Genomic DNA, 25,321 nt, shown 5'->3' with positions numbered 1-25,321 from the left:
GAGCGGTTCAGTTTTTCACGGAATCTGAGAACCGCTGCGCACTTTTCCTGGAATTGCTCTAGATCCTCCGGCAAGAATTGCCGGGGACGAATTTCGGCGTCAGCACGAAATCCTGCGGCGGCTCAACCGTGCCTTGCGGATTGGTGATGCGGTGCATGAGCCGCCTTGCGATGATGCCGCCGAGCGCCAGCGTATCCTGCACCACCATGGTGATGCGCGGCGTGATGACTGAACTCCATTGCACATTGTCGATCATGGCAAGCGAGATGTCTTCGGGACAGCGAAAACCCAATTCCTGCATAGCCTGCAGCGCCGAAAGCGCAACCGTATTGTTGGCGCCGAGGATCGCTGTCGGGCGCTCCGGCTGGATGAGCAGGCGCATCGCCGCCTCGTAGCCCGCCGTGCGCGTGAACTGCCCATCGACGACGAAGTTCGGGTTCACCTCGACGCCGGCATTGGCCATCGTATCGGCAAAGCCGCGATATCTCTCCGTTGCCGTATGCATATGGCTCGGGCCGGTGATGAAGGCGATGCGTCTATGGCCGAGCTGCAGAAGATGCTCGGTCAGCATCGCGCCGGCAAGATAGTTGTCGGAGCCGACGAAATCGCGCTCGATGCCCGCGACCTTCTGGTCGAAACAGACGATCGGTACGTTCAGGCTGGCGATGAAGTCGAGATAGTCCTGATCGTGCCCGGAGGGTGAAAGCGCCAGACCCGCGGTCTTGAGGCCGATCAGGTGCTCGACCATCGCCCTCTCACGATCCGTCTTGCCCGAGGAGTCGGTCACAACGACGAAATGCTCATGGTCGAGCGCATAATTCTCCAGTTCGCGCCGGATATCCCCGAAAAACGGGTTGCCGACATTGCCGACGACGAAGCCGATCATGCGGCTGCGCCCACGCGCCAGACTCTGGGCAAGCGGGTCGGCAACGAAGCCGACAGCGGCAATCGCCTGACGGATTTTCTCCAGCGTTTTCTGGCTGACACGCGCCGGATTGCTCAAAGCCAGCGATACCGTCGAGACGGATACGTCAGCGAGTTTGGCGACGTCGCGAATTGTGGCCATAAGTTTATCGAACCGTTTCTATCGCCCCTAGCCTTCCGATCGAAGGTGCTTTCTCTGATGAATCTCCGTCATAAATCTAGCATTTGTTGGCCATGAAGCAATACGCCGAAAGAGATTTCAACAGCGAGCTTGACATACCGAACGATAGAATCAATGATTAAATCGAACCGGTTCGATTTAGCCGTAACACTTGGGAGGATAGTGTGAACGACGCAGCAATCAGTAGCGGCCTGGATGCGGCCGATGGCAAGGCATGGTTTGGACACGACCGCTTCGGCATGTTCATCCACTTCGGACTTTACGCACTCGGCGCGCGCCACGAATGGCTGAAGAACCGCGAGGAGTTCACCACCGAGGCCTATCAGAAGTATTTCGACAACTTCGATCCCGACCTCTACGACGCGCGCGAATGGGCGCGCCGCGCGCGCCAAGCCGGCATGAAATATGTCGTCCTCACCGCCAAGCACCATGAAGGCTTCTGCCTGTGGGACAGCAAGGTCACCGACTACAAGGTCACCAATACGCCCTACGGTAAGGACCTGATCGGACCTTATGTCGAAGCGCTTCGCGCCGAGGGGCTGAAGGTCGGCTTCTACTATTCGCTGCTCGACTGGCATCATCCGGATTTCCCGATCGATGCGCATCATCCGCAGCGCAGCCACCCCGACGCCGCCAAGCTTAACGAGGGCCGTGACGTCAGGCGCTATGCCAAGTATATGCGCGACCAGGTGACGGAGCTTCTCACGAATTTCGGCAAGATCGACGTGATCTGGTTCGATTTCAGCTATCCCCGCCGTGTCTACAAGGGTCTTCCCGGCAAGGGCCGCGCCGATTGGGAAAGCGACGATCTCATCAAGCTGGTGCGCCAGCTGCAGCCCGATATCATCGTCGGCGATCGCCTCGACCTGCCGCGCGATGCCGATCACATGCCCGATCTAGTGACGCCGGAACAATACACGCCGCGCGTCGCTCCGACGGTCGCCGGATTGCCGGTGCGCTGGGAGGCCTGCCACACCTTCAGCGGCTCCTGGGGCTACTATCGCGACGAAACCAGCTGGAAGGATGCCGGTCAGCTCATCAACATCCTGATCGACACGGTTTCTCTCGGCGGCAACCTGCTGATGAATGTCGGCCCGACCGGCCGCGGCACCTTCGACGCCCGCGCCATCACCGCACTCGACACCTATGGCGAATGGATGCGGCTGAACGGCCGCGCGATCTACGGCGCCGGCCCTTCCGCCTATAAGGCGCCGAGCGGCTGCCGCTTCACCCAGAAGGGCAATCGGCTCTATCTGCATATCCAGACCTGGCCGTTTCGTCACATTCACATCGAAGGACTGGGGCGCAAGGTCAAATATGCGCAGTTCCTGCATGACGCCAGCGAACTCCACTGGCTCGACCCGGATGCCGAGGTCGATTCCAATATCGGCGTCTCCGTCGGCGAGGGTATTCTGACCTTGGAACTGCCGGTTCTGAAGCCCGATGTCGTGACGCCGGTCATCGAACTGTTCCTCAAGGACTAAGGGAGATAGCGAAGCCTAGCCGCCCGGTGCCGTCATGAGCCGCGAAGCCGAACTCATTGCCGCGATGACCCCCTTGATCGCCGATCTGGCCGAAGACGGCAATGGTGCCGTCGCGCTCGCCGGCTCGCGCGGCAAGGGATGGTCGGATGCGCAATCGGATTTCGATTTCCGGGTCTATGCCGATGCTTATCGCGGACCGGAGGTCCGGCAAACCACGGCGTGGCTGCGTTTCGAAGCAGCGCTGCGGAGCTGGCAGGCCGAAGGCATCCGCATGGATGGCGTCTGGATGCGCCGCTATGCCGGCGTCCAGCGCGATCTGGAGTCCTGGCTTGCCGGCATCGTCGTGCCCAAGAGCTTCGAATGGACGATCTGGGGCTATCACCTGCCGACGGATCTTGCCAGCCAGCAGATCATCGCCGATCCCAGGGGTTTGCTGGCCAGCTGGAAGCAGCGGCTGGCGCAATATCCGGAAGCATTGAGGGCCTCGATCCTCAGCCAATACATGGATATTCTGCGCTACTGGGCCAAGGATTATCACTATGAAAGCAAGGTCGTTCGCCGCGATCTCGTCTTTCTGGTCGGGCTGACGGGCAAGCTTGCCAACGCCATTCTGCAGGCGGTCTTCGCCTTCAACCGGGTCTATTTTCCGGGTGACGGCTGGAACCTGCCAATGGCAGCCGAACTCGAACGGCTGCCTCCCGACTTCGCCCAGCGGATGACCGCCATTCTGGAGCCGGGGCAAGATCCGGACACATGGCGGCGCCAGCGAACCGAACTGATCGGCCTCATCGCCGACCTGGAAGCCATGATCGCGGCATGAACGAGCCGCAAGACCAAGCCGGAGGGGAGCGTCCGGATAGTGATGCACGTCACTGCAACGAAAGTCATTAAGGAGGAGGAACCATCATGAAGCGTTCATTGATCTTTGCCGCCGCCCTTGCGGCGAGTTCACTACCCGGCATCGGCGCCAAGGCGCAGGATGCCCCGGTGACCCTGACCTGGCAGATGTGGGGTCAGCCCAACGATGCCGAGCTCTGGCAGCAGCTGGCCGATCTCGTCACACAGCAATATCCCGACATCAAGGTCAAGCTGCAGCTTTCGGGCTGGACGGATTACTGGACGCGGCTGCCGGTTCTGGCGGCCTCGGGACAGGTCGCCGATATCGTCTCGATGCAGTCGATGCGCCTGCCGAATTTCTACTCGATCCTGACGCCCCTTGACGATTATGTGAAAGGCAGCGACGTGAAGGTGGCGGACTTCGAGACATCGATCATGTCCGGCCTTTCACAGGACGGAAAGCTCTATGCGCTGCCTTACGACGTCGGCCCGTGGATGGTCTTCTACAATCGTGACAAGTTCGCCGCCGCCGGCTTGAAAGAGCCTGCTAAGGACTGGACGTTCGACGACTTCAAGGCCGATGCCAAGGCGTTGACAAAGGACGGGACCTACGGCTACGGCACCCAGGCCTTCGATTTCATCGCCGGCCCGGTCGCGCTCGGTGCGGACTATTTCAATGCCGACAATGAATTCGACCTCACCAACGCCGGCTTTGTCGATGCCTTCAGCAAATATGCCGCTCTCACCGCCAAGGACAAGCTCTCGCCGGTCTTTGCTTCGGCAGCCGATGCCTCCGCCGCAAGCGGCCGCTTCGCTTCGGGCAATGTCGCCATGTATATCGACGGTCCCTGGTCGCTGATTACCGGGCAGGCCAACGTCAATTTCAAGATCGGCATTGCGCCGCTGCCGCGCGGCAGCGGCCCTTCGCGCTTCATCACCGCCGGTTCCGGCTGGGGCATTTCCGCCACCAGCCAGCACAAGGATGCCGCCTTCAAGGCGCTGCAGGTGCTGACAGGCCCGAAGGCGGCCGAAATCCTCGGCTCGGCCGGACGCGCACTGCCGGCCCGGCTTGCGCAGCAGACCGCCTGGTATGACGGCGCGGCCAAAAACGTCGCCGGTACGCGCGACACACTGCAATACATGTTCGCTCACACCACGCCGTTCCGCATCAACGAGAAATGGAACCAGTTCGAGAATCTGATGATGCAATATGTGCCGCTGGCGTTGACCGGGGATTCGAAACCTGAAGGCGCACTCGCCGACATTCAGAGCCAGCTCCCATAATCAGGATGCTGGACGGCCTGCGGTCGCGCCATCCCCGCGATCGCAGTGCCATCGCCGGAAAGGAGAGGCCTATGATGCTGGGCAAACACACCGACATGATCGCAAGACCAAGGCCACGCTCCCGCAAATGGTTCAGAGGCGAAGGATGGGCAGCCTTGTTCTTTCTGCTGCCGGGTCTGATCGGCATCGTCCTGTTCCTCGTCCTGCCGATCCTTGCCTCGATCGCATTAAGCTTCACCAACTGGCAGTTGCTCGGCACGCCACGCTTCGTCGGCATTTCCAACTATGTGCGCCTGTTTACGACCGACCCGCAATTCTGGACGGTCATGCGCAACACCATTTTCTTCACGGCCGAATATCTCGTCCTGAACATCATCATCTCGCTCGGGCTGGCGACCTGGATTTCGAGCTTGAAGATCGGGCAGCGCTGGTTCCGGGTGATCTTCTTTCTTCCGACATTCACCCCGCTGATCGCGGTTGCCATGGTCTGGATGCTGATCTTCACCAGCGGCGGCTTGTTCGACAGCCTGATGGCTGCTCTGTCCCTACCCTTCGCAGGCGTGCTCAACGATCGGACGCTCGCCATGCAGGCCGTCGTCCTGACCTCCATCTGGGCCGGCGTCGGCTACAACACGGTTCTCTTCAACGCGGCGCTCGACATGGTGCCGGCAACCTATCTCGAAGCGGCGCGGATCGACGGCGCGACGGCCTGGGACCGCTTCTGGAAAATCCGCCTGCCGCTGATTTCACCGACGCTGTTCTTCGGCACTGTGATGACGGCGATCACGTCGCTCCAGGTCTTCGACCAGATCTACGTCATGACCAAGGGCGGACCGGGATCGTCGACCGCGACGCTCGGCTATGCCATCTACCAACGCGGCTTTCAGAACTTCCAGATGGGTTACGCCTCGGCCATCGCCTGGGTGATGTTCGCGCTGATCATGGCGCTGACAGCCTTGCAATTCTGGTTCCAGCGCAAATGGGTGCATTATGACGCTTAGATCCCAAAGCAGAGCACGCCGAAAGCTGGCACTCGACATCATCAACCACTTGGCAATCACGCTTGTCGCGCTCGCATTCCTGTTTCCGTTCTTTTGGATGGTATCGAACGCAGTTCGCTCGAATGCAGAGGTGACGGCGATACCGGTGCATATCCTGCCCGAGGTTTTCGAATGGGGCAATTTTGCCGCCGCCTGGACCCGGCTGCCCTTCGGCCGCTTCTTCCTGAACAGCGCGGTTATCGCCATCTGCGTGACCGCAGTCACCGTCGTCGTCTCATGCCTCTCCGGCTACGCCTTTGCGCGGCTGAAGTTCAGGGCGCGCGAAACGCTATTGCTCGGCTATATCGGCACGCTGATGGTGCCGCCGCTGATGCTCATCATTCCGTTGTTTCTGATCGTCAACAAGCTGAACCTCGTCAACACCTTCCCCGGCGTGATCCTGCCGGTCTCCTTCGGCACGTTCGGCGCATTCCTGATGCGGCAGTTCTTCCTTTCCATTCCCATGGAGCTCGAGGAAGCGGCAAGGATCGACGGTGCATCGCGCCTGCGCATCCTCATCAGCATCATCGTGCCCCTGTCCATGCCGGCGATCGGGCTTCTGTCTCTGTTCACCTTCATCGGGCAATGGAACAATTTCCTCTGGCCGCTGATCGTCATGACCGGTGCAGATAATGCCACCCTGCCGGTCGGCCTTACCATGTTCCAGACGCAGCAGGGCACGCAGTGGAACTACCTAATGGCCGGCGCCACTCTTTCCATGCTTCCAGGGATATTCCTCGCGATCATCCTGCAGAAGCTCATCTACAACAGCATCGCCCTCAATGCGGGCATGGGCGGGCGCTGAAGCGCCGGCCGACAATTTTGGGAGAGAGATCCATGGCGAAACTGACCATTCGCAACGCCATCAAACGCTACGGCGCGCTCGAAGTGCTGCATGGCGTCTCCGTCGCCGCGCAAGATGGGGAGTTTGTGGTGCTTGTGGGACCTTCGGGCTGCGGCAAATCCACATTGCTGCGCATGATCGCCGGGCTCGAAAGCATCAGCGACGGCGAGATCGAAATAGGCGACCGCATCGTCAACGATCTCGAACCCAATGAGCGCGATATCGCCATGGTCTTCCAGTCCTATGCGCTCTATCCGCATATGACCGTGCGCGACAACATGGCCTTTTCGCTGAAGCTTGCGCGCCGCAGCCGCCAGGAGATCGAGCAGAAGGTCAGCGATGCCGCCGCGATCCTTGATCTGGCCGCCCTCCTCGATCGCTATCCCCGGCAATTGTCGGGCGGGCAGCGCCAGCGCGTAGCCATGGGACGCGCCATCGTCCGAAGTCCCGCAGTCTTCCTCTTCGACGAGCCGCTTTCCAATCTCGACGCAAAACTGCGCGTGCAGATGCGCACCGAGATCAAGACGCTTCACCAGCGGCTGGGCACCACCATGGTCTATGTCACCCATGATCAGATGGAAGCCATGACCATGGCCGACCGCATCGTCGTCATGCGCGGCGGCCATATCGAACAGATCGGCTCGCCGCTTGAAATCTACGATGCGCCGGCCAACAGCTTCGTCGCCGGCTTTATCGGATCGCCATCGATGAACTTCATCGATGGTCGTGTCACCGATCGAAACGGGACCCTTGTACTGGAGGACGCGGAAAACCTGCATTGGCCGCTGCCGGAAAACGCCCGCCGCCATCTCGGCCGATCCGTCCAGCTTGGCATCCGTCCGGAACATATCGCCGTCGATGCAGATGGTGTGCAGGCCAAAATCATCATCATCGAGCCGACGGGCTCGGACACGCATCTGCAATTGCAGGCCGGCGCCCAATCCATCGTTGCGGCGGTCAGGGACCGTCCTTCCGTCTCCCCGGGCCAGCCTATCCAGCTGAAGATCGATCCGTCAAAGGCGCATCTGTTCGACCCGTCGAACGGTGAGCGTCTGCATTGATTGTCGAGCCTTTACTCTCCGCGCAACGGCCGCAGATTAAATTCCTCCAGTGGCATGGCTTTTGGGTTTCAAAACCTAGTCACCGCTCGAAGTCCGTCTTAAAGACAAGGTGTGTTTGCGATAGACTGGAGAGAAAGCGCATGGGCCAAGAAGGCCAAAAGACGATCGCCACATGGTATGTTGATCCGGACGCCGAGGACTGGATGGCGGATGGGCATGCGCCGATCTGGAGGCACCTCATCGACCTGATCGTCGAGCGCGATCTATCCGCCAAGAGCGTTGTCGACTTTGGTTGCAATCAGGGCGGTCTCCTGCGTCATCTCTATGCGATCAGACCGTTCCGCAAGGCCCTGGGCATCGACATCGCCGAACAATCGATCGCCAAGGCCGAAGCCTTCAAGGGCAACCTGCCGGTTCAGCATGCGGTGAGTGGTACGCTAGAAGGCTGGATCGAAGAGTTCGATCTGGCGATCAGCCACGAGGTCATCTACCTCGTCGAGGATATCGATGCGCACGCCGCTGATATCTGGAAGGCATTGAAGCCCGGCGGTGTCTACTACGCAGTCACCGGCTGCCATACGGACAACCCGCTTTGGCCAAAGTGGCGCGAGCTTGTTGCCAAGCGCACCAACACCGTGGTTCAGGATCGTTCGATTTCCGATTACGGCCGCGCTTTCGCGAAGGCAGGCTTCGCGGTCTCCGGCCGCAAGCTGGAATATGACGGCTTCATCCCGTTCGTCGAGGATGGCTGGACGCCTGATTTCGCCGATGCGCTCGACTACTACACGCAGACCAAGATTGTCTTCCGGCTCGTCAAGCCTCTCGCTGGTTGAGCCGCGTAAGCTCGACATCGAAATGCGGCGGGGCGTCTGGGCTCACCTGGACAAACCGCCCTTTCACCCGAAACGTCTTCTCGATCAGACCACTTTCGGCGAGAACGCTCGGCTCGCCGTCGAAGCGAAGCTCTCCCTTCTCCAGCAGCGAGATGCGGTCGCTGACGGCGATGGCCTGATTGATATCGTGGATCGCCATGATGATGGTGACGCCCCTCTCCCGGCTGAGACGATGGACGAGATCCAGCACCTCTACCTGATAACCGATATCGAGAAATGAGGTCGGCTCATCGAGCAACAATATGCCGGCTTCCTGCGCAAGCGCTGCGGAGATCCAGGCCCGCTGCCGCTCGCCGCCGGAAAGCTCCCGCAGGGTGCGGTCGGCAAGGCTCGAAAGCCCCGTGCTGTCCAGCGCCCAATCAATCGCCTCTTCATCCCTGCGATCGTAGCTGCGGAAAAGCCCGACATGGGCAAAGCGGCCCTGCCGCACCAGCTGCGCGACCGTCATCTCATCCGGTGCCGATGGCTGCTGTGGCAGGAAGGCAAGTTTCTTGGCGATTGCACGCCGAGACATGTTTGCGACCGAGACATCCTCGATGGTCACCTCTCCCTCCGCCGGAACAAGCAGGCCGGCAAGCGCCTGAAGAGCCGTGCTTTTGCCGGATCCGTTCGGGCCGATCAGCGCCCGGATCTCGCCTTGCTTCATGGAGAGCTTAAAGCCATCGAGCGCCTTGCGGCGACCGTAGAAGACAGAGAGTTGCGAACAGGAAAGCGGCATGGGCGATCTCAGGGAATTTTTCTTAAAAGAGCAAGCAGCACGGGCACGCCGGCAATCGCAGTGACGACTCCGATCGGCACTTCTTCCGCCTGCCCGGCGAGACGGCCGATCAGGTCACCCAGAGTGATGAAGATGGTGCCGAGGACAACGGTTAGAGGCAGAACCAAAGGGAAGTGCCGGCCGGCGAGGAAACGTGCCAGGTGTGGAACAACCAACCCGACGAAGACGATCGGGCCGACGGCACCGACGGCGCTTGCCGCAAGGGCGCAGGAAACCAAGAGTACGACGGAAAACTGCTTGCGATAGGCAAGCCCGAACGAGCGGGCGACCTGAGCATCGAATTGCAGCATCACCAGGGGCCGATAGATTAGCGGCAGGACGAGCAGGCCTGCGATCGTGAACGGCAGGAGAAACAGCGCATGATCCCAGGTGCGCGCGTAGAGGCTTCCCGAGAGCCACTCGAGAATGATCTCGATGCGTGCCGACCCCCAGCCAGCGATCAGTCCGACAGCGAGCGCATGCAGGACAGCTCCGATGGCGACACCGCAAAGCGTGATGCGCAGCGGGCTGAGTTCGAGCCGGAAGGCGAGCATGTAGATAATGCCGCCGGCGATCATGCCGCCCGCAAGACCTGCGACGGGGAGCCAGGCGATCGGCAGCTCCGCCACCGTGTTCTCGCCGGGACTGAAGATATAAACCGTGAAGAGCAGGAACAGCGTGACGGTCAGCGTCGCGCCCTGCGAAACTCCCATCAGCGAAGGGTCGGCGAGCGGGTTCCGCGTGATCGTCTGAAGCAGCAAACCGGCTACGCCGAACTGAATACCGGCGAGAATGCCGGTGACGATGCGCGGCAGCCGGATATCCAGAATGATCAACTGCGCCTCGGGCGAACCCTTGCCGCTCAAGACAGCAAGCACATCGGTAACAGGCAGATCGACAACGCCAAGGAATATCGAAGCAATTAAGGAGAGAAGCGCGAGGACCAGTACGATCGGCAACGTACCTCTTCGTGGCAGATGAATGGCGGGAGTGTCTACCGTCATAGACCATTCCCCCGAAATTGTAGGCGGCCGCGCTGAATGAGGTAGATGAAAACGGGGCCGCCAATCAACGCCGTGATGATGCCAACCGGAAGCTCCTTCGGAATGGCAATCGTGCGGGCGATGAGGTCGGCGATCGTCACGATCAACGCTCCGATGGCGGCGCAAAGCGCGATTTCCCAGGCTGCACCACGCGGCTTCAACAGCCGCGCAATATGTGGCGCCGCCAGCCCGACGAAGGCGACCGGTCCAGCGACAGGCGCGACGCCGGCGACGGGACAGACGCCGAGTACGAGCATCACGGGTTTCCAGAGATTGAGCTGCACGCCCATGCCGGCAGCAGCGTGGTCGCTAAGCGCAAACATGCCGATCACGCGATGGAGCGCCAATGCGCCCGCCACCCCGACGACGACCCAGGGAAGCATATAGACGAGCTGCGACCAGGAGCGTCCCTGAAAGCCGCCGGAGAGCCAGAACAGCAGCGATGTCGATTGCGGTCCGGTCAAAAGCAGCACGTAGATCGTGATGGCACCGAGAAACAGCGAGATGCTGACCCCGCCGAGCGCCAGATGCAGCGGCCGCTCCTGCCCGCCCTTCGAGACCCAGAAGGTGACGGCCGCCGCAGCTAGACCACCAGTAAGACCGACGAAGGGATAGAAGGCGGAGGACAGCCAGGGAAGGAAAACGAAACAGCAGACAATCGGCGTGATCGCGCCGGCAGTGACGCCAGTGATCCCAGGGTCCGCGAGTGGATTTCTCGTCAGCGTCTGCAGCAGATAGCCGGACACGGCAAGCCCGGCACCGGCGAACGCAGCCGCAAGACTTCGCGGCAGCCGCAGCGTCCACACAAGGATGGAATCGACCTTGCCGTCCGGGTTTAGAAGAACGCGGATGGCATCCGCGATCGTCAAGGCCTTCGCGCCAGGCAGCAAGCCGATGAGGACGATCAGCAGGGTCACGGCAACGAGGAGTGCGATCACCGCCAGCGATCTACGCGCATCAATCGTGGCTACGGCCCGATGCATTTACTTCTGGATGTCGGCCGGAATGATCTTGGCGGCCTCCGCCTTCACATCGACGGCCGGGAAAGCATCGGGATAAAGATAATGCGCGGCCTCGCGCAGCACAATTTCGCGAGCGATCGGGCCGTTGGTCTCCACCCATTGATCTCCGACATAGAAGACCCGCTTGTTCTTGACGGCGGTGAGTTCCTGCCAGATCGGGTTGTTTTCATGCGGCCGGTCCGGACCGGAGTCATAGATGAGCAGGACTTCCGGATCCTTCTCCAGCATGGTTTCCAGGCTCAAGTCGATGCCGAAAGGGCCGCCCGGCGTCTTCGGTCCGGCGATATTGTCGCCACCGATGGCCGCAAGGATCGAGGCAGCGGTATTTTCCGTGTGGAAGGCGAAGGGCGTCTCGCCGCCCCACATGATCGCAAAGCGCGGATGCACATTCTTCGGCGCCTTGGCGGCGATCTCATCCAGATGCTTGTGGAAGTCCGCATTAAGCTGCAGCCCGCGTTCGGGCTTGCCGAGGATCTTCGAGAATTCAGCGATTTCCTTATCGCTCTCGGTCAGGAGCTCCATATTGTAGGCGAGATAGGGCGCGATCTTTTCCAGCTGCGTCGCGTTGCCAACCGTATAGCGGCGGATCGCCACGATCAGATCCGGCTTGGCCTGCGACAGCAGTTCCAGATTGGGTTTCGCGCGCTGGCCGATCTGCGTCATCTGCGCGGTCAGGCCGAGAAGAAAATCCGGCTGCCGACCTGATGTCATGTAGGTGCTGGCAACCGGCTTGATGCCAAGAGCAAGCGCGACGTCGTCGGCAAAATAGGAGATTGCAGCGATCCGCTTCGGCTGCGCGGGCACTTCCACCTTGACGCTGCGGTCATCCGTCACGGAAACTGTTTTCGCGTTTTCAGCGGCAGCGGAGCTGGCTGCCATCACGGCGAGCAGGCCAAAAATTGAAGCGATTTTACGGGCACTGTTCGCCATCGCGGGATCCTCCATCAGATGCGCGAGATGGCTTTAGTCAATAAAGAAGAGTTTTGCAATCCAGTTTATTTTTGCTTTGCGTGTCGCGTTAAGCGCGCAGCGCCGCAGCCGGACTGGAGCGCAGGGCGCTGAACGCGGGAATGATGGAAATGATCGCTGCGACGGCTGCAAAGCCTCCGACAAGCCATAGGTCATCGAAGGTGAAACCGACCGGCAGACGCACTGCGGTCGACGCGGCAAGCCGCGCTGATATTGTCAGCGCTGCGAGATAACCAAAGGCGATACCGAGCACGATGCCGGCAGCAAACAGGATGAAGAGCTCGCCCCAGACAAGCCCGACGATAGATCGGACCGGCGTGCCTAGCGCCCGCAATGCACCGATCTGCCGGCGCCTGGACCCGACATGCATGATCGTCACCAGCACGATCGCGGCAATGACGATCGCCTGCGTTCCCAGCGCAATCGCCAGGAGGAGACTGCGAGCATCGCCAAGCGTTGCATAGAGCCTCGTCAGCACCTCCGCCGGAAAGACCCCGAGCGTCGTGCCGCTTCGATATTCCTGCCTGAGACGGTAGGCATCGGCAATCGTCTTCGGCTTGACGAGAACGGCCGGAACGCCAGGCGTTTGCGCGTCGAAATGCTCATCAAGCGGTGCATCGGCATCAAGATGACCATGCTCGTGTTCATGGTCCTCGTGGCGACCTTGATCGGAGCCAGCTGCGCCGTAGGCCTCTGCCGTCTCGCCGTCATGGTCCTCGCCATGCATGCCATGCAACTGCCAGACCGCTCGGATCGGCACGAGGATCGCCCGGTCCCAGGCCGTGCCCGTCGGCGCCATGCGGCCCGTCACCTTATAGGCAATGGCCGTATGGGTTTCGCCACCGGTCTCGACCGTGCCATGCATCGGCTTGATTTCGGCACCAGCCGACAAGGCAACATCGGAGCCGACAACTGCTTCGCCGAGCCGCGAGAACATCGCGCCCTGCGAAAGCGATGGCGAAAGGGACGAGATCAGGCCAGTGGTCGTGCCGACGATCGGATGTCCATAGGCGGAATCGCCGAAGCCGACCGGCGCCGCCAGTTCGACACGCGGATCGTTGGCAAGACGGGAAAGAACGGCGCCTTCCATCAGCGGCAGCGGCGCCGGTTGCAGAAAGACGGCCGAAAGCGCCAGTTGCGTCTCACTGCCGGCTGCTCCCACAAGAAGATCGAATTTCTCGGCAGCGCGCGCACTGCCGAGACGGACAGCCCGCTCCTGAAGCGTTACCGTCACACTCAAGGCGACCGACAAGGCGATCAGCACCACGACGGCCAGTGCCCCGCTCCAGAAGCGCCTGAGGTCGGCAAGGATGAAGGTGATCATTGCGCGGCAACCTCTTGGCTGTCTTCCTCTATGCGCCCACTCGCCAGATTGATGCGGCGGCCAAGGCGCTCTGCAAGCGCGGCATCATGTGTGACGACAATGAGCGTCGTCCCTTCTTCCGCCGACAATTGCAGCAGGAGCTCCGCAACCTCGTTGCCGGCTTGACGATCGAGGCTCGCTGTCGGCTCGTCCGCGACAATGACGCCAGGACGCGACAGCAGCGCGCGGGCAACCGCGACGCGCTGCATCTCGCCGCGCGACAAGGTTTCGATCTTCTGCTGCGGTCGGGCGATGCCGGTCACGGCCAGGAGCTTCAGCGCACGCTCGCGCTCCGCAGACAAGAGACGCTGCGCCAGCCTGACCGGCAGCACGACGTTCTCGAAGGCGGACAGGCCGGGAAACAGATGGAAGTCCTGCATGACGAGGCCGATATTGCGCGCACGAAAAGCATCGCGCCGGCCGGTGGAGAGACGTGTGATCTCCGTGCCGCTCCAGGACACGGTGCCATCCGTGACGTTTTCAAGCCCGGTAATGGCATTGACGAACGTGCTTTTGCCTGAACCGGACGCACCGGTGATCGCAAGCCGCCCACCTGCCGGCAGATGAAGCCGATCAATGGCGAGGACCGGCGCGGCCAGACCCGGGAAATGCATCTTCAGATCGGAAACATCGAGAGCGAGCATAGGGGTCAGACAGTCTTGAACGACGCGTCCTTGAGACGCAATTGGCTGATGAAGCCGGTTTCAGGATCGGTCCAGGAGCCGAATTCCAGCACCCCTCGCGCCATGATCGGCGCGTTGAATTGCACGAATGTCTGCTTAGAAGAGAGATAGACGACCACGATATTGTCGGGCCAATCGGCATCGGAAGAGCAGAACGGGCAAAGCGACATCGGAATTTCCGTCAGCACGAAGAATGCTGCCTCCGCCTTCAAGGGCGGCGCCATAAAGCCTTTGATCGCCACATCCTTGCCACTCAGCTGTTTCACCTTGTCGGAAAATTCGAGACCGAGCGGGCCGAAGCTCTTGTAGAGCTCACCAAAGCCCAGCTTTTCAGCAGCATTGGCGGTGATAGGAGCACCCATCAAAGGCAGCGCGGCAGCGGCGGTCAAGAATGTCCGGCGACTGATGGCTACGGTCTGAAGCTGAGACATGAGAACCCCCATGAAAGATGGAAGGACAGGCGGTTTCTCGACCGCCTGTCCGAGATCGAAGCTATGGACAGGCCTTACATTTTCGTGGAGCCGAGAGCGAAGGTGTCAGCCAGCACGTGATAGACGTCACTCTGCTCCATATAGCCGCGGAAGCCTTCCGCGCCCGGGCCGGCAGCCTGCAGCACGACATCGTCTACGGCATGAACGCCACTGTCTTCATCCTTCGGAAGGTTGCCCTGAACGAAGACGGCACCGGGCACGTCCTTGTAGGCCTCGTTGGCAACATATTCCTTCTTCTCGTTCTGGATCGCCGGAACGAAAGGACCGTCGAGCTTCGGACGGAAGGTCTCGTAGTGATCCGGGCCGTTGTTGGCGGCAAGGAACAGACGACGGGAAACGTCGACCCGATCCGGATAGCCGTCGCCGTCCTTGTCCTCATAATTCGGGAAGCCGGCGGCCGCGTAGGTGCCGACCTTCTCGCGCATTTCCGTACCCGGCTTATTATCGTCGACCGTGCCGATGATGGAGACACCGTGCGTGTGGTCGCCGGTGACGACGATCAGCGTGTCCGGGTTCTTGGCCTGGAATTCGCGCGCAACGGCAACGGCCTTGTCGAACTCGATCGTATCGACCAAAGCGCGATCCCAATCCAGCGGATGGCTCATCTTGTCGATGGACGCACCTTCGACCATCAGGAAGAAGCCTTCCGGATTCTTGGAAAGCTTGTCGAGCGCGACCTTGGTCATGTCGACCAGGCCCGGCTGGTTCGGGAACTTGCCGACCGTACCCTTCTTCAGGAATTCGCGGTCAAGCGTGACGTCGAGATTGCCGGTGTGGAAGAGGCCGAGCAGCTTGTCCTGGTTGGAGCCGGCAGCCGTCGCCAGTTCGTTCTTGTCGGTTGCAACGGCATAGCCGGCATCCTTGAAGAGCGCGATATAGTCTTTGTCGTCTTTGCGCTTGGAGCCCGGCACGCTCTTGGCCAGGAAGTAGGCGGAGCCGCCGCCGAGCAGGACATCCGGCTTGACGTCATACATCATGCCGACGATCTCGGCCTTGTCGCCGCGCTTGCGGGTGTGGGAGACCAGCGCTGCCGGCGTCGCGTCTTCGACCTCGGCTGTGGTGACGATGCCGAGCGACTTCTTGCCGGTGCGGCGCAGGGCTTCACCGATGGTTTCGACCTTCGGATCGTCGAGGCTCGCCGGCGTGCGGTCGGCATAGACGCCGAGCGCGTTCACGGCGGACTTGTGACCGGTCATGTAGGCCGACATGGTGTTGGCGCTGTCGGTGGCGATGGCCGACGTCGAGGACGTGCCGATGAAGGCAACTGGCGGAACGTCGTCCATGGCGAGACGGCCGTTGGCCTTGCCTTCGGTCATGCCCTTGGACATGATGCGGGCACCGGTGCGATGCGCGACGGAGAGGCCGTCGCCGAGCAGGAAGATGATGTTCTTAGCCTTGGGCGCAGCCGAAGTAGCATAAACGTCCCAATTGACCGACTTTTTCTCATCGCCAGCCGCAACCTCGACCTTGTACTGGCCAGGCTTTGCGAGCTTGACGCCGCGCAGGATCAGAGCCGACCCGAGAACCTTGTCTTCGGCGCCCTTTTCCTCGGCGACGAAATCAGCAGCCTTGCCGAAGACGGCGTCATAGCTCTCTCCGTTGATCGTGACCTTCACGTCTTCCGGCTTGACGACCTTGCTGAATTCGACCTTGAAGTCGAAGGGTGAGCCAACGAGTACCGTTGCCCGGTCCAAAGGGTAGACGGTTGCAGCATTGGCGGCCCCAGCCAATGCGGTTGCCGACACCATGGAAAGAAGAAGTTTACGCATTTGATACCCCCGCGTCTTGGTTACTTCCCCCTCCCCCTTATAAAAGCCAGATGACAATCACATAAAATGAAGCCAACTTTCTGCAACCGGGAATTAATAACGGCATTTACCAAGGAATGCTGATTGCATGGGCAGCATCTAAAAGACGACGCCGAACAGACGGATTGCCTGCCGGGCGACACCATCGGATTGTGCCACTGGTTTTTCGCTAGAGCTTTGCGCGGTCCGGGTGCGCCGCCTGAAAGGCAGGCAATTCGGAGCATCGGCGATCAACCTCGACGACGCGTTTGAGATCAGTCAGGTCCACGCCCCAGCGGCGGGCATTGTAGACCTGCGGGACAAGACAGATATCCGCCATCGTCGGCGCGTCCCCGAAGCTGAATGGGCCATCGAAGCCGTTCAACATGGCTTCGAGCTTGTGAAGTCCGCCGGCAATGAAATGGCTCATCCATTCCTCGCGAACCTCAGCCCTGTCCGATATGGTCTTGACATAGGCTGTGACATGCGTGTTGCATATTGGGTGAATGTCCATCGCAACCGCGTAGGCAAGAGCCCGCACATGCTGCCGATCTGCAATGGCTGCCGGCATCAACCCGCATTCCGGCCGAAGCTCGGCCAGATATTCGATGATGGAGAGCGACTGCGTCATGACCTTGCCGTCGATCATCAATGTCGGCACGAAGCCTTGCGGATTGAGCTCGAGATAATCCGGGCTCCTCTGCTCGCCTTCCAACAGGTTGACCGATACGGATCTGTAGCTAATCCCGAGCATGTTCAGCGCGATGCGAACACGGTAGCTCGCCGACGATCTCCAGTAATCGTAAAGGACGACCTCGCTCATCGCGACTGCGGCCCCTCGCATTTTTCGACAGTCTGCTCGATCGCCCCGAAGATTGAATGCCCGGCACGATCATGCATCTCGATGCGGACCTGATCGCCAAAGCGCATGAAGGGGGTCTTCGGCGATCCGCTTTCGATCGTTTCGATCATGCGGATTTCGGCGATGCAGGAATAGCCGTCGCCACCACTTTTGATGGGCTTTCCCGGCCCGCCATCGCGCTTGTTGGACACAGTCCCCGAACCGATTATCGTGCCGGCCACAAGGCTGCGCGTCTTGGTAGCATGGGCAATCAGCTGGCCGAAATCGAATGTCATGTCGACGCCGGCATTCGCCTTGCCGAAAGGCTTGCCGTTCAGCGCGACCAAGAGCGGCAGGTGCAGCTTGCCGCCATCCCATGCATCGCCCAGTTCATCGGGCGTGACCGCAACCGGGGAAAAGGCCGAAGCCGGCTTGGATTGGAAGAAGCCAAAGCCTTTTGCCAGCTCCTGCGAGATCAGGCCGCGCAGCGACACGTCGTTGACGAGCATCACCAGACGGATTGCCTGCCGGGCAACTTCGGGGCTGGAGCCCATCGCGACATCGCCGACGATGACCGCCACCTCGCCTTCCATGTCGATCCCATAGGCCTCATCGGCAGCGGCGATCGGATCGCGCGGCGCAAGGAAGCCATCCGAGCCGCCTTGATACATCAGTGGATCGACCCAGAAGCTCTCTGGCATCTCGGCATTGCGCGCCTTGCGCACCAGTTCCACATGGTTGACGTAGGCCGAGCCGTCGGCCCACTGATAGGCCCGCGGCAGCGGTGAGGCGGCATCATGTTCGTGAAACCGGATCGTCGGCTGCGCGCCCGTCTCGACGCCCTCGGCAACGCGCGCAAGTCTCGGCGCCACATGCTCCCAGTCATCGAGAGCGGCCTGCAAGCTGCGCGCGATATGGCCGACCTCGGAGCAGAGGGTAAGATCGCGCGAGACGACGACAAGCCGACCATCTCTTGTGGAGTCTTTCAAAGTCGCAAGCTTCATGGTCTGGTTCCACTCTCGGAGGATGCTGGAGTTATCTTCACTTGATGCCCGGCGTGCCGTCAAATCTCCGCTCCAGATTGTCCCAGCATTCGAGATAGTCGTCCTGCAGCGTGTCGAGCTCGGCCGCGTATTTTGTTAGCTGCTGCGGAAATCTGGTCTCGAACATGAACGCCATGGTGTGATCCAGCTTCACCGGCTTCAGCTCGGAATTGGATGCCTTTTCGAAGCCGGAAGCGTCCGGCCCATGCGGAAGCATCATATTGTGCAGGCTCATGCCGCCAGGCACAAAGCCCTGTTCCTTCGCATCATACTGGCCATGGATAAGGCCCATGAACTCGCTCATGATGTTGCGATGGTACCAGGGTGGGCGGAAGGTATGTTCGGCCACCAGCCAGCGCGGCGGGAAGATGACGAAATCGACATTCGCCGTGCCCACACTTTCGGTCGGAGCCGTCAGTACGGTGAAGATCGACGGATCCGGATGGTCGAACAGGATGGCGCCGACCGGAGAGAAGGTCCGCAGGTCGTATTTATAAGGTGCGTAATTGCCATGCCACGCCACCACATCGAGCGGCGAGTGGCCGATGTCGGTAACGTAGAATTTTCCGCACCATTTGACGTGCACGCGGCACGGTGTTTCCTTGTCTTCGAAAGCGGCGACCGGCGTCTTGAAGTCGCGCGGGTTGGCGAGGCAGTTCGCCCCGATCGGCCCGCGATCCGGCAGCGTGAACTTCGCGCCGTAGTTCTCGCATATATATCCGCGCCAGACCTTTTCGTCACCGACGCGGGAGACCTTGAACATCATGCCGCGCGGGATGATGCAGATTTCAGAAGGCTCGACGTCGATGATGCCCATCTCGGTGAACACCCTGATGGCACCGACCTGCGGTACGACGAGCAGCTCGCCATCGGCATTGAAGAAGTAGTCGTCGACCATATCCTCGTTGAAGACATAGGCATGGGCAGCCATGCCGGCCTGGGTCAGGACGTCGCCGGCAGTGGTGATCGTACGGATCCCCTCAAGGAAGGTCAGCCGCTCCGTCGGAGCCGGCAGCGGATCCCAGCGAAGCTGACCGAGCGGAAGCGAGTGGTCGTCGAGGCAGGGCGCGGTTTTCCAGAGCGGATAAGAGGCGTTCGAAAAGCGCCGTGTATGGCGCACGCTGGGACGGATGCGATAGAGCCAGGACCGTTCGTTCGTTCCTCGCGGTGCCGTGAAGGGCGAGCCGGAGAGCTGCTCGGCATAGAGACCATAATTGCATTTCTGCGGGCTGTTCTGGCCCTGCGGCAGAGCGCCCGGCAGCGACTCCGTCTCGAAGTCATTGCCGAAGCCGGGCATGTATTGCAGCTTTTCCGCCGCCGTGGCCTGGCGGTCGGAAGCCTTGGATATCGTTTGGTCCATCGCTCAACTCCTCCCGGGAATGCTGGCGACCCGGTGCGAACACCGGGTCGCATAGAGATCACTCGGCCGCAGTGCCGATCACGCCACGTTTGATCTGGTCGGCTTCGATCGACTCGAAGAGAGCACGGAAATTGCCTTCGCCGAAGCCTTCATCACCCTTGCGCTGGATGAACTCGAAGAAGATCGGGCCGATGACGGTCTTGGAGAAGATCTGCAGCAGGATCTTCGTCATACCGCCATTCACCACGCCTTCGCCGTCGATCAGAATACCATGCTTCTTCATACGCTCGATGGGTTCTTCGTGCCCATTCACGCGCGCATAAGACATATTGTAATAGGTCTCCGGCGGGCCGGGCATGAAACGCAGGCCGTTGTCGGCAAGCGTATCGGTCGCCTGATAGATGTCGTCGGTTCCGACCGCGATGTGCTGGATGCCCTCGCCCTTGTATTTCTTCAGGAACTCCTCGATCTGGCTGGTATCGTCCTTCGATTCATTAAGGGGAATGCGGATCTTGCCGCAGGGCGAGGTAATGGCTCGGCTCACCAGACCGGTAATGCGGCCATCGATGTCGAAGAAGTGGATCTGCTTGAAATTGAACAGATCGCGATAGAAGTCCCACCACTTGTCCATATTGCCGCGGAAGACATTGTGCGTCAGATGGTCAAGATAATAGAAGCCGACGCCTTCGGGGTTCGGATTGGCTTCGCCGAGCCAATCGAACTCGGCCTCGTAGGCCGATCCCTTCTTGCCGTAGGTCTCGACGAAATATAGCAGCGAACCACCGATGCCGACGATTGCCGGAACATCGAGCGCCTTGTCATTTCCCTCATAGGCAACAGCACCCTTCGCAACAGCATGGTCGAAGGCATGCTTGGCGTCGACTACGCGCCAAGCCATCGACGGCGCAGCCGGACCGTGATCTGCGATGAAACGGGCGGCATGGCTGCCGGGCTCGGCGTTCAGGATGTAGTTGATATCGCCCTGGCGCCAGACGGTGATATCCTTGGTCTTGTGCTTGGCGACGGGGGCATAGCCCATGCGCGTAAAGAGCTCGCGCAGCTTCTCGGGCTCGGGATGAGCGAATTCAACGAATTCGAAACCGTCGGTGCCTGCCGGGTTGTCGGCGGTGATTTCGGACGGCGGTGCGTCATGCGGGAAAGGACCCATTTTCTCCTCCTCGGAAGGCCAAACCTTGATGATGCAAAGTATGGCCCCAAACGCGCGCAAAGTGCTTGCATTCTTTAAACGGAGCGAAAATATTATACACGATCTGTGAGTATTTTGGAAGTTTTGCGCAATGGATGAACAACTCGACAAACTGGATCTGCGACTGCTGGAAGAACTCCAGAAGGATGGCAGGCTGACCAATAATGAATTGGGCGAGCGCATCGCGCTTTCCCCGTCGCAATGTTCCCGACGGCGCACGAGACTGGAGGCGGAGGGTTACATCCGCAGCTATCAAGCCAACCTCGATCGGCAGAAGCTGGGTCTGGACATGCTGGTGGTCATTTCGGTGACGCTCGCCACCCACAACAGAGACAATGCCCGCCGATTTTCCCAGTTGATCAACGGGCTGCCGGAGGTGCTGGAAGCCTATGCGCTGACGGGCGAGATGGACTATCACCTGAAGGTCGCAACCCGCGGGCTCGCCGGCCTGTCGCACTTCGTCAACGACGTGCTGTTGCCGCACGAATCCGTGCAGCATGTAAAGACCTCGATCGTTCTCGACACGCTGAAGACTTTCGAAGGGTTTCCGGTGCCCATGTCGCATGTCGGCATGGCGACGGCATGAGATAGGCAGGATTCTCGAGACCGGGTTTGTCGCGTAAGCCTGCGCCCGGCAAGGGCGGTCTTTTTAATCCGGCCAACGACTGCCATCGCGGCGCATCCCTACCAATCCTCTTTCAATCGTGCTTGAAGGGATATCTCAAAGCAGGGATGGGGAAGGTCAGGCTTGCATGACATGCATGGATGGACAGGCAAGACTTTTTGACGAATTTGCCGACGTCCTGCTCAGATGCCATCATCTTTACCGTCCAAGCATCGATTCCATTGCGCTGCGCAACACGGTCGAAAGCAGGCGCCAGATCGAGATATTCGACTACAGCAGTTCCGCCGATGCGTTTACCCGCGCCTTCGGAATGCGCAATTCGCTGAAGTGTCTGCAGGCGCTCATCAATCTCGGAAGCAGGATCCGCAACTATCGGAAAGTATGCGATCTGGGCTGCGGCTCCGGCGCCTTCAGTCTCGCCTTTGCCTATCTCGCCGACAATCCCAACCTCGAGCTTCACGGACTGGATGCGTCGCAGACGCAGCTCTCGCTCGGCGAAGAGCTCATCTCGGCGGCCCGGCTTCCCGGGAAATTCGAATTCGAGCGACGGAACCTGCCGGCTGATATCGGCTATCTTCCCGATCTGACGATCTCCTCCTATTGGTTCTGCGAGAACGAGCACGTCATCCTCGATCCCATCCTGTTCGATCTCATCGTCGGGAGAGAGATGCTGATCGTCGACTATGAGAAGATTATCGACCGCATCATATCTTTCCTTCCAAGAGGCTTTCGCGTTCTCGCGCGGCACAGTGCGAATGTCGAAGTTCCTGCTGCACTGGCCGAGTTCGTCGCGCAGGAAAAGGCAAGCGTTCACAGCGTCCATGTCAGCCGGGCGATAGACTGGTAAATACAGCGCCATATCAAGAGGAGCGCATAATCCGGCACTTGCCGTCGGCGCGGTTTTCTCCATCTTAGGCATCGACTTGACCAGAAAGGCTTTCAGAAAGCGAAGGCCCTCGTTCCGATTCCATAGGCTTCCCCGCACAGAGGATTTCATCTCCCATGACGTTCTGCCTTTCGACATCCATTCGGGCCGCAACTCTGATCGGGGCGGCTGCTATAACACTGGGCTCTCAGGCTTCGATGGCGCAGGATTTGCCTGCCTCGTCGCAATGGCCCGATACAGTGGTTACGCGCGTGGAAGCCTTAGCTGTCCTCCAGACACTGAACGCCGATCTTCTGAGCAATGCCAGCGCCACGCTGACACTCGATCGCTGGTGCGCCGCACATAAGCTTGCGCCCGCGGGTTCCAAGATCGTGGCACAGCGGGTACGCGGCCAGGACAAGCCGGCCGATGCCCATATCCGCCAACTGCTGGCGGTTAAACCCGACGAGCCGATCGCCTATCGCCGCGTTCGTCTTGCCTGTGGCGATCGGATCCTGTCGGAGGCGGACAACTGGTATGTGCCGGCAAAATTGACGACAGAGATGAACGAGACGCTGAACACGAGCGACATCGCTTTCGGGCGAGCCGTCCAGGCACTCAACTTCACCCGCACCAACCTGTCGGCCAAATTGCTCTGGTCCCCGCTTCCTGAGGGTTGGGAGATGGGAGCCGGCCTCCCGGCAGCCGCAACGGGCTCTCTTACCTTGCCGCCGTTCCTTCTCGAACATCACGCCGTATTGAAGCTGCCGGACGGCACGCCGTTCAGTGCATTGATCGAGAACTACACGCGCAGCGTGCTGGATTTTCCTGCGCCGCATGCCCTTGCGCCATAAGATCCAGCCGCCTCCGGACTAGAGGAGCAATGGGCTCATCGCTCCGCAAGGTTGCTTCAACCTTGCGCGATAAAGGGGAAAAAGCCAGCTTCACACAAGTCACTCTGGTTATCGTCGCGGCATCAGCAACGTGCGAGGAACCAATGAGCATCTTTGGTAGCATGAAAACGGCGGTTTCAGGCATGAATGCGCAGGCAAATCGCCTCAGCGTCGTGTCGGACAACATCGCGAACGTCAATACAACGGCTTATAAGGCAGGATCGGCCAGCTTTTCATCGTTGATCCTGCCTTCGGGCGGCGGCGACTACAATTCCGGCAGCGTCGAGACGAATGTCAGCTATTCCGTATCGAAGCAGGGCGATACCATATCGACCTCGTCGAACAGCAATCTGTCGATCCAGGGCGCCGGCTTCTTCGTAGTGCAGGGCGCCGACGGCAAAACGGTTTTGACGCGTGCGGGCGACTTCGCCCCTGATGCAAACGGTAACCTCGTGAATTCCGCCGGCTACACGTTGATGGGTTATTCCTATGCGTCGGGCGCGCCGGCCGTCGTCGTCAACGGTTTCGACGGTCTGATTCCGATCAATGTCAATCAAAGCGGCCTTGCCAATTCCGCATCGACATCGGGCAGCTTTACCGGCAACCTCAACTCGAATGCGACAGTTGTCACCGCGGGACTCCCGAGCGCCAACACCGCGCCGGTCACAGCCAATACCCAGAAGAGCTCGGTTGTCGGCTATGACAAGCTCGGCAACACCGTCATGTATGACATCTATTATACGAAGACGCAGGCCGCTACCACGAGCCCGGTAGCGCCAGACAAGTGGGAGGTGGCCGTTTATCGCAATGCCGATGCGAACACGACAGGCGGTAGCCCGTTCCCCTATTCATCGGCGGCCGTCGGCACCACAACCTTGACGTTCGACGTAAACGGAAATCAAACCGGCGCGGCTGGAAGTTTCCCGATCGTCGACCCAAAGACCGGTGGGACGATCCAGTTGGATCTGACCAAGATGACGCAGAAGGCCACCGACTTCAGCTCGAAGGGATCGACCAACGGGCAGGCGGCAAGCCCGGTCACCGGCGTTACCATCGACAAGAGCGGCGTCGTCTATGCCAACTACAAGACCGGCGATCCGAAGCCGATCTACCAGATCCCGCTGGCAACCGTTGCAAGCCCGGACAAGCTGACACCTCTCAGCGGCAACGTCTATCAGCCAAGCGCCGAATCCGGCGTCACGGTCACGAGTTTCGCCAACAGCAACGGTCTCGGCTACATCCAGTCCAACTCGCTGGAAGCCTCGAACGTCGACCTGGCCGGGCAGCTCACCGACATGATCCAGGCGCAGAAGAGCTACACCGCCAATTCCAAGGTCTTCCAGTCGGGCTCCGAACTGCTTGACGTCCTCGTCAATCTCGCACGCTGATTTTCTTTTCGAGCGCTCAAAGGGCCCCTCTCCGGGGCCCTTTTTGTTTTGAAGATGCGCCCGCCTCAAATCCGCTCGTCGAGACTTGAAATCGCCGGCCGCCTTCGGCAGTCGACAAACAGCCATATTTGCGCCGCCATCCGCTCTTCTGTAACGGGCATTGAGTCAATCCCTTTTGAGCTTAATCCCTCGCCGAGTGCTTGCTTCTGTCCGCAGTCGACGCTGGGGCCGCTGCTGTATGGGGTCTGCTGAGGACCGGCTGGCCAATCTAAAGATGCGCAGTCATTTGAGTGCTGCGTGAGCGGTTGCGGCCTAACCCATCCATCGTCCCGGCGAAGGGACCTTGCTCAGAGGGCTGATGGCAGTGCCCCCGAAGTCTGTCTATGCTTTCTTCCTACTCAAGCGGCCATGGCTGGCGCTGCCTTGCGAGGAATGA

The 25,321-nt window shown here is 60.1% G+C and carries 24 protein-coding genes; 11 read left to right on the top strand and 13 right to left on the bottom strand.

The window, feature by feature from the left end; genetic code table 11:
* Positions 1-58: 58 nt before the first annotated feature.
* Entirely contained in the window at positions 59-1,066 is a 1,008-nt protein-coding gene (locus GA0061102_RS25715; protein ID WP_092854471.1) for a LacI family DNA-binding transcriptional regulator, read from the bottom strand.
* A gap of 203 nt (positions 1,067-1,269) precedes the next feature.
* Here GA0061102_RS25715 and GA0061102_RS25710 point away from each other — a divergent pair, with 203 nt between their 5' ends.
* The 7 genes from GA0061102_RS25710 (at position 1,270) to GA0061102_RS25680 (ending at position 8,488) form a co-directional block, all read left to right on the top strand.
* Positions 1,270-2,589, top strand: coding sequence for an alpha-L-fucosidase (locus GA0061102_RS25710; RefSeq protein ID WP_092854469.1), 1,320 nt, complete (start codon positions 1,270-1,272; stop codon positions 2,587-2,589).
* 34 nt (positions 2,590-2,623) lie between these two features.
* Positions 2,624-3,409, top strand: coding sequence for a DUF4037 domain-containing protein (locus GA0061102_RS25705; RefSeq protein WP_092854467.1), 786 nt, complete (start codon positions 2,624-2,626; stop codon positions 3,407-3,409).
* An 86-nt stretch (positions 3,410-3,495) separates the two neighbouring features.
* Positions 3,496-4,710: an ABC transporter substrate-binding protein gene (locus GA0061102_RS25700; protein WP_092854465.1), complete on the top strand. Its 1,215-nt coding sequence runs from the start codon at positions 3,496-3,498 to the stop codon at positions 4,708-4,710.
* A 95-nt stretch (positions 4,711-4,805) separates the two neighbouring features.
* Positions 4,806-5,711 (top strand): carbohydrate ABC transporter permease, encoded by a 906-nt coding sequence (locus GA0061102_RS25695; RefSeq protein ID WP_425348567.1) that lies wholly within the window; start codon positions 4,806-4,808, stop codon positions 5,709-5,711.
* Positions 5,701-6,555 carry a carbohydrate ABC transporter permease gene (locus GA0061102_RS25690; protein WP_092854463.1) on the top strand — a complete coding sequence of 285 codons (855 nt, stop codon included), beginning with the start codon at positions 5,701-5,703 and terminating at the stop codon, positions 6,553-6,555. Before GA0061102_RS25695 ends, GA0061102_RS25690 begins: the two co-directional genes overlap by 11 nt.
* Positions 6,556-6,587: 32 nt before the next feature.
* A complete protein-coding gene (locus GA0061102_RS25685) occupies positions 6,588-7,655 on the top strand; it encodes an ABC transporter ATP-binding protein (protein ID WP_092854461.1) in 1,068 nt (355 codons plus the stop codon).
* A gap of 140 nt (positions 7,656-7,795) precedes the next feature.
* Positions 7,796-8,488, top strand: a complete 693-nt coding sequence (locus GA0061102_RS25680; protein ID WP_092854459.1) for a class I SAM-dependent methyltransferase — start codon at positions 7,796-7,798, stop codon at positions 8,486-8,488.
* Here the strand turns inward: GA0061102_RS25680 and GA0061102_RS25675 are convergent.
* From GA0061102_RS25675 to hppD, 12 genes are all read right to left on the bottom strand, one after another.
* Positions 8,469-9,266, bottom strand: a complete 798-nt coding sequence (locus GA0061102_RS25675; protein WP_092854456.1) for an ABC transporter ATP-binding protein — start codon at positions 9,264-9,266, stop codon at positions 8,469-8,471. The two genes, GA0061102_RS25680 and GA0061102_RS25675, sit on opposite strands and share 20 nt — an antisense overlap.
* An 8-nt stretch (positions 9,267-9,274) precedes the next feature.
* Positions 9,275-10,309: a FecCD family ABC transporter permease gene (locus tag GA0061102_RS25670; RefSeq protein WP_092854454.1), complete on the bottom strand. Its 1,035-nt coding sequence runs from the start codon at positions 10,307-10,309 to the stop codon at positions 9,275-9,277.
* Positions 10,306-11,331 carry a FecCD family ABC transporter permease gene (locus tag GA0061102_RS25665; protein WP_425348566.1) on the bottom strand — a complete coding sequence of 342 codons (1,026 nt, stop codon included), beginning with the start codon at positions 11,329-11,331 and terminating at the stop codon, positions 10,306-10,308. The genes GA0061102_RS25670 and GA0061102_RS25665 overlap by 4 nt, the downstream gene beginning before the upstream one ends.
* A complete protein-coding gene (locus GA0061102_RS25660; RefSeq protein WP_092854452.1) occupies positions 11,332-12,300 on the bottom strand; it encodes an ABC transporter substrate-binding protein in 969 nt (322 codons plus the stop codon).
* A gap of 88 nt (positions 12,301-12,388) precedes the next feature.
* A complete protein-coding gene (locus tag GA0061102_RS25655) occupies positions 12,389-13,663 on the bottom strand; it encodes an ABC transporter permease (protein WP_092854450.1) in 1,275 nt (424 codons plus the stop codon).
* A complete protein-coding gene (locus GA0061102_RS25650; RefSeq protein WP_092854448.1) occupies positions 13,660-14,346 on the bottom strand; it encodes an ABC transporter ATP-binding protein in 687 nt (228 codons plus the stop codon). The genes GA0061102_RS25655 and GA0061102_RS25650 overlap by 4 nt, the downstream gene beginning before the upstream one ends.
* A 5-nt stretch (positions 14,347-14,351) precedes the next feature.
* Positions 14,352-14,816 (bottom strand): twin-arginine translocation signal domain-containing protein, encoded by a 465-nt coding sequence (locus GA0061102_RS25645; protein ID WP_092854516.1) that lies wholly within the window; start codon positions 14,814-14,816, stop codon positions 14,352-14,354.
* A 74-nt stretch (positions 14,817-14,890) separates the two neighbouring features.
* Positions 14,891-16,645 carry an alkaline phosphatase gene (locus GA0061102_RS25640; RefSeq protein WP_092854446.1) on the bottom strand — a complete coding sequence of 585 codons (1,755 nt, stop codon included), beginning with the start codon at positions 16,643-16,645 and terminating at the stop codon, positions 14,891-14,893.
* Positions 16,646-16,853: 208 nt separating this feature from the next.
* Positions 16,854-17,486 carry a maleylacetoacetate isomerase gene (maiA, locus tag GA0061102_RS25635; RefSeq protein ID WP_092854444.1) on the bottom strand — a complete coding sequence of 211 codons (633 nt, stop codon included), beginning with the start codon at positions 17,484-17,486 and terminating at the stop codon, positions 16,854-16,856.
* Entirely contained in the window at positions 17,483-18,508 is a 1,026-nt protein-coding gene (locus tag GA0061102_RS25630; RefSeq protein ID WP_092854442.1) for a fumarylacetoacetate hydrolase family protein, read from the bottom strand. Before GA0061102_RS25630 ends, maiA begins: the two co-directional genes overlap by 4 nt.
* A 37-nt stretch (positions 18,509-18,545) precedes the next feature.
* Positions 18,546-19,907: a homogentisate 1,2-dioxygenase gene (hmgA, locus tag GA0061102_RS25625; RefSeq protein WP_092854440.1), complete on the bottom strand. Its 1,362-nt coding sequence runs from the start codon at positions 19,905-19,907 to the stop codon at positions 18,546-18,548.
* A 58-nt stretch (positions 19,908-19,965) separates the two neighbouring features.
* Positions 19,966-21,075, bottom strand: a complete 1,110-nt coding sequence (gene hppD / locus GA0061102_RS25620) for a 4-hydroxyphenylpyruvate dioxygenase (protein WP_092854438.1) — start codon at positions 21,073-21,075, stop codon at positions 19,966-19,968.
* A 130-nt stretch (positions 21,076-21,205) separates the two neighbouring features.
* On the opposite strand from hppD, the gene GA0061102_RS25615 reads away from it, so the two are divergent.
* The 4 genes from GA0061102_RS25615 (at position 21,206) to GA0061102_RS25600 (ending at position 24,885) form a co-directional block, all read left to right on the top strand.
* Complete coding sequence (locus GA0061102_RS25615; protein ID WP_092854436.1) at positions 21,206-21,700, top strand: Lrp/AsnC family transcriptional regulator; 495 nt, start codon at positions 21,206-21,208, stop codon at positions 21,698-21,700.
* A 166-nt stretch (positions 21,701-21,866) separates the two neighbouring features.
* The gene (locus GA0061102_RS25610) at positions 21,867-22,586 is read left to right on the top strand and encodes a class I SAM-dependent methyltransferase (protein ID WP_092854434.1); all 720 of its coding nucleotides are present in this window, start codon (positions 21,867-21,869) and stop codon (positions 22,584-22,586) included.
* Positions 22,587-22,741: 155 nt separating this feature from the next.
* Entirely contained in the window at positions 22,742-23,458 is a 717-nt protein-coding gene (locus tag GA0061102_RS25605) for a hypothetical protein (protein WP_092854432.1), read from the top strand.
* Positions 23,459-23,601: 143 nt separating this feature from the next.
* On the top strand, positions 23,602-24,885 hold the full coding sequence (locus GA0061102_RS25600) for a flagellar hook protein FlgE (RefSeq protein WP_092854430.1): 1,284 nt from the start codon (positions 23,602-23,604) through the stop codon (positions 24,883-24,885).
* The last annotated feature ends 436 nt before the right edge of the window (positions 24,886-25,321 follow it).

The organism is Martinezella miluonensis (genome assembly GCF_900094545.1).
Taxonomy (GTDB): Bacteria; Pseudomonadota; Alphaproteobacteria; order Rhizobiales; family Rhizobiaceae; genus Rhizobium; species Rhizobium miluonense.
The sequence above is the reverse complement of the archived record's forward strand: the minus strand, read 5'-3'. Positions and strand labels throughout refer to the sequence as shown.

Excerpts from the sequence above, each read along its gene's own strand:
- GA0061102_RS25605 (WP_092854432.1), top strand. The coding sequence starts at position 22,742 with ATGACGTTCTGCCTTTCGACATCCATTCGGGCCGCAACTCTGATCGGG.
- GA0061102_RS25685 (WP_092854461.1), top strand. The coding sequence starts at position 6,588 with ATGGCGAAACTGACCATTCGCAACGCCATCAAACGCTACGGCGCGCTC.
- GA0061102_RS25655 (WP_092854450.1), bottom strand. The coding sequence starts at position 13,663 with ATGATCACCTTCATCCTTGCCGACCTCAGGCGCTTCTGGAGCGGGGCA.
- GA0061102_RS25610 (WP_092854434.1), top strand. The coding sequence starts at position 21,867 with ATGACATGCATGGATGGACAGGCAAGACTTTTTGACGAATTTGCCGAC.
- GA0061102_RS25675 (WP_092854456.1), bottom strand. The coding sequence starts at position 9,266 with ATGCCGCTTTCCTGTTCGCAACTCTCTGTCTTCTACGGTCGCCGCAAG.
- hmgA (WP_092854440.1), bottom strand. The coding sequence starts at position 19,907 with ATGGACCAAACGATATCCAAGGCTTCCGACCGCCAGGCCACGGCGGCG.
- GA0061102_RS25670 (WP_092854454.1), bottom strand. The coding sequence starts at position 10,309 with ATGACGGTAGACACTCCCGCCATTCATCTGCCACGAAGAGGTACGTTG.
- maiA (WP_092854444.1), bottom strand. The coding sequence starts at position 17,486 with ATGAGCGAGGTCGTCCTTTACGATTACTGGAGATCGTCGGCGAGCTAC.
- GA0061102_RS25665 (WP_425348566.1), bottom strand. The coding sequence starts at position 11,331 with ATGCATCGGGCCGTAGCCACGATTGATGCGCGTAGATCGCTGGCGGTG.
- GA0061102_RS25640 (WP_092854446.1), bottom strand. The coding sequence starts at position 16,645 with ATGCGTAAACTTCTTCTTTCCATGGTGTCGGCAACCGCATTGGCTGGG.
- GA0061102_RS25660 (WP_092854452.1), bottom strand. The coding sequence starts at position 12,300 with ATGGCGAACAGTGCCCGTAAAATCGCTTCAATTTTTGGCCTGCTCGCC.
- hppD (WP_092854438.1), bottom strand. The coding sequence starts at position 21,075 with ATGGGTCCTTTCCCGCATGACGCACCGCCGTCCGAAATCACCGCCGAC.
- GA0061102_RS25600 (WP_092854430.1), top strand. The coding sequence starts at position 23,602 with ATGAGCATCTTTGGTAGCATGAAAACGGCGGTTTCAGGCATGAATGCG.
- GA0061102_RS25690 (WP_092854463.1), top strand. The coding sequence starts at position 5,701 with ATGACGCTTAGATCCCAAAGCAGAGCACGCCGAAAGCTGGCACTCGAC.
- GA0061102_RS25695 (WP_425348567.1), top strand. The coding sequence starts at position 4,806 with ATGATCGCAAGACCAAGGCCACGCTCCCGCAAATGGTTCAGAGGCGAA.
- GA0061102_RS25650 (WP_092854448.1), bottom strand. The coding sequence starts at position 14,346 with ATGCTCGCTCTCGATGTTTCCGATCTGAAGATGCATTTCCCGGGTCTG.
- GA0061102_RS25705 (WP_092854467.1), top strand. The coding sequence starts at position 2,624 with ATGAGCCGCGAAGCCGAACTCATTGCCGCGATGACCCCCTTGATCGCC.
- GA0061102_RS25680 (WP_092854459.1), top strand. The coding sequence starts at position 7,796 with ATGGGCCAAGAAGGCCAAAAGACGATCGCCACATGGTATGTTGATCCG.
- GA0061102_RS25645 (WP_092854516.1), bottom strand. The coding sequence starts at position 14,816 with ATGTCTCAGCTTCAGACCGTAGCCATCAGTCGCCGGACATTCTTGACC.
- GA0061102_RS25700 (WP_092854465.1), top strand. The coding sequence starts at position 3,496 with ATGAAGCGTTCATTGATCTTTGCCGCCGCCCTTGCGGCGAGTTCACTA.
- GA0061102_RS25630 (WP_092854442.1), bottom strand. The coding sequence starts at position 18,508 with ATGAAGCTTGCGACTTTGAAAGACTCCACAAGAGATGGTCGGCTTGTC.
- GA0061102_RS25715 (WP_092854471.1), bottom strand. The coding sequence starts at position 1,066 with ATGGCCACAATTCGCGACGTCGCCAAACTCGCTGACGTATCCGTCTCG.
- GA0061102_RS25615 (WP_092854436.1), top strand. The coding sequence starts at position 21,206 with ATGGATGAACAACTCGACAAACTGGATCTGCGACTGCTGGAAGAACTC.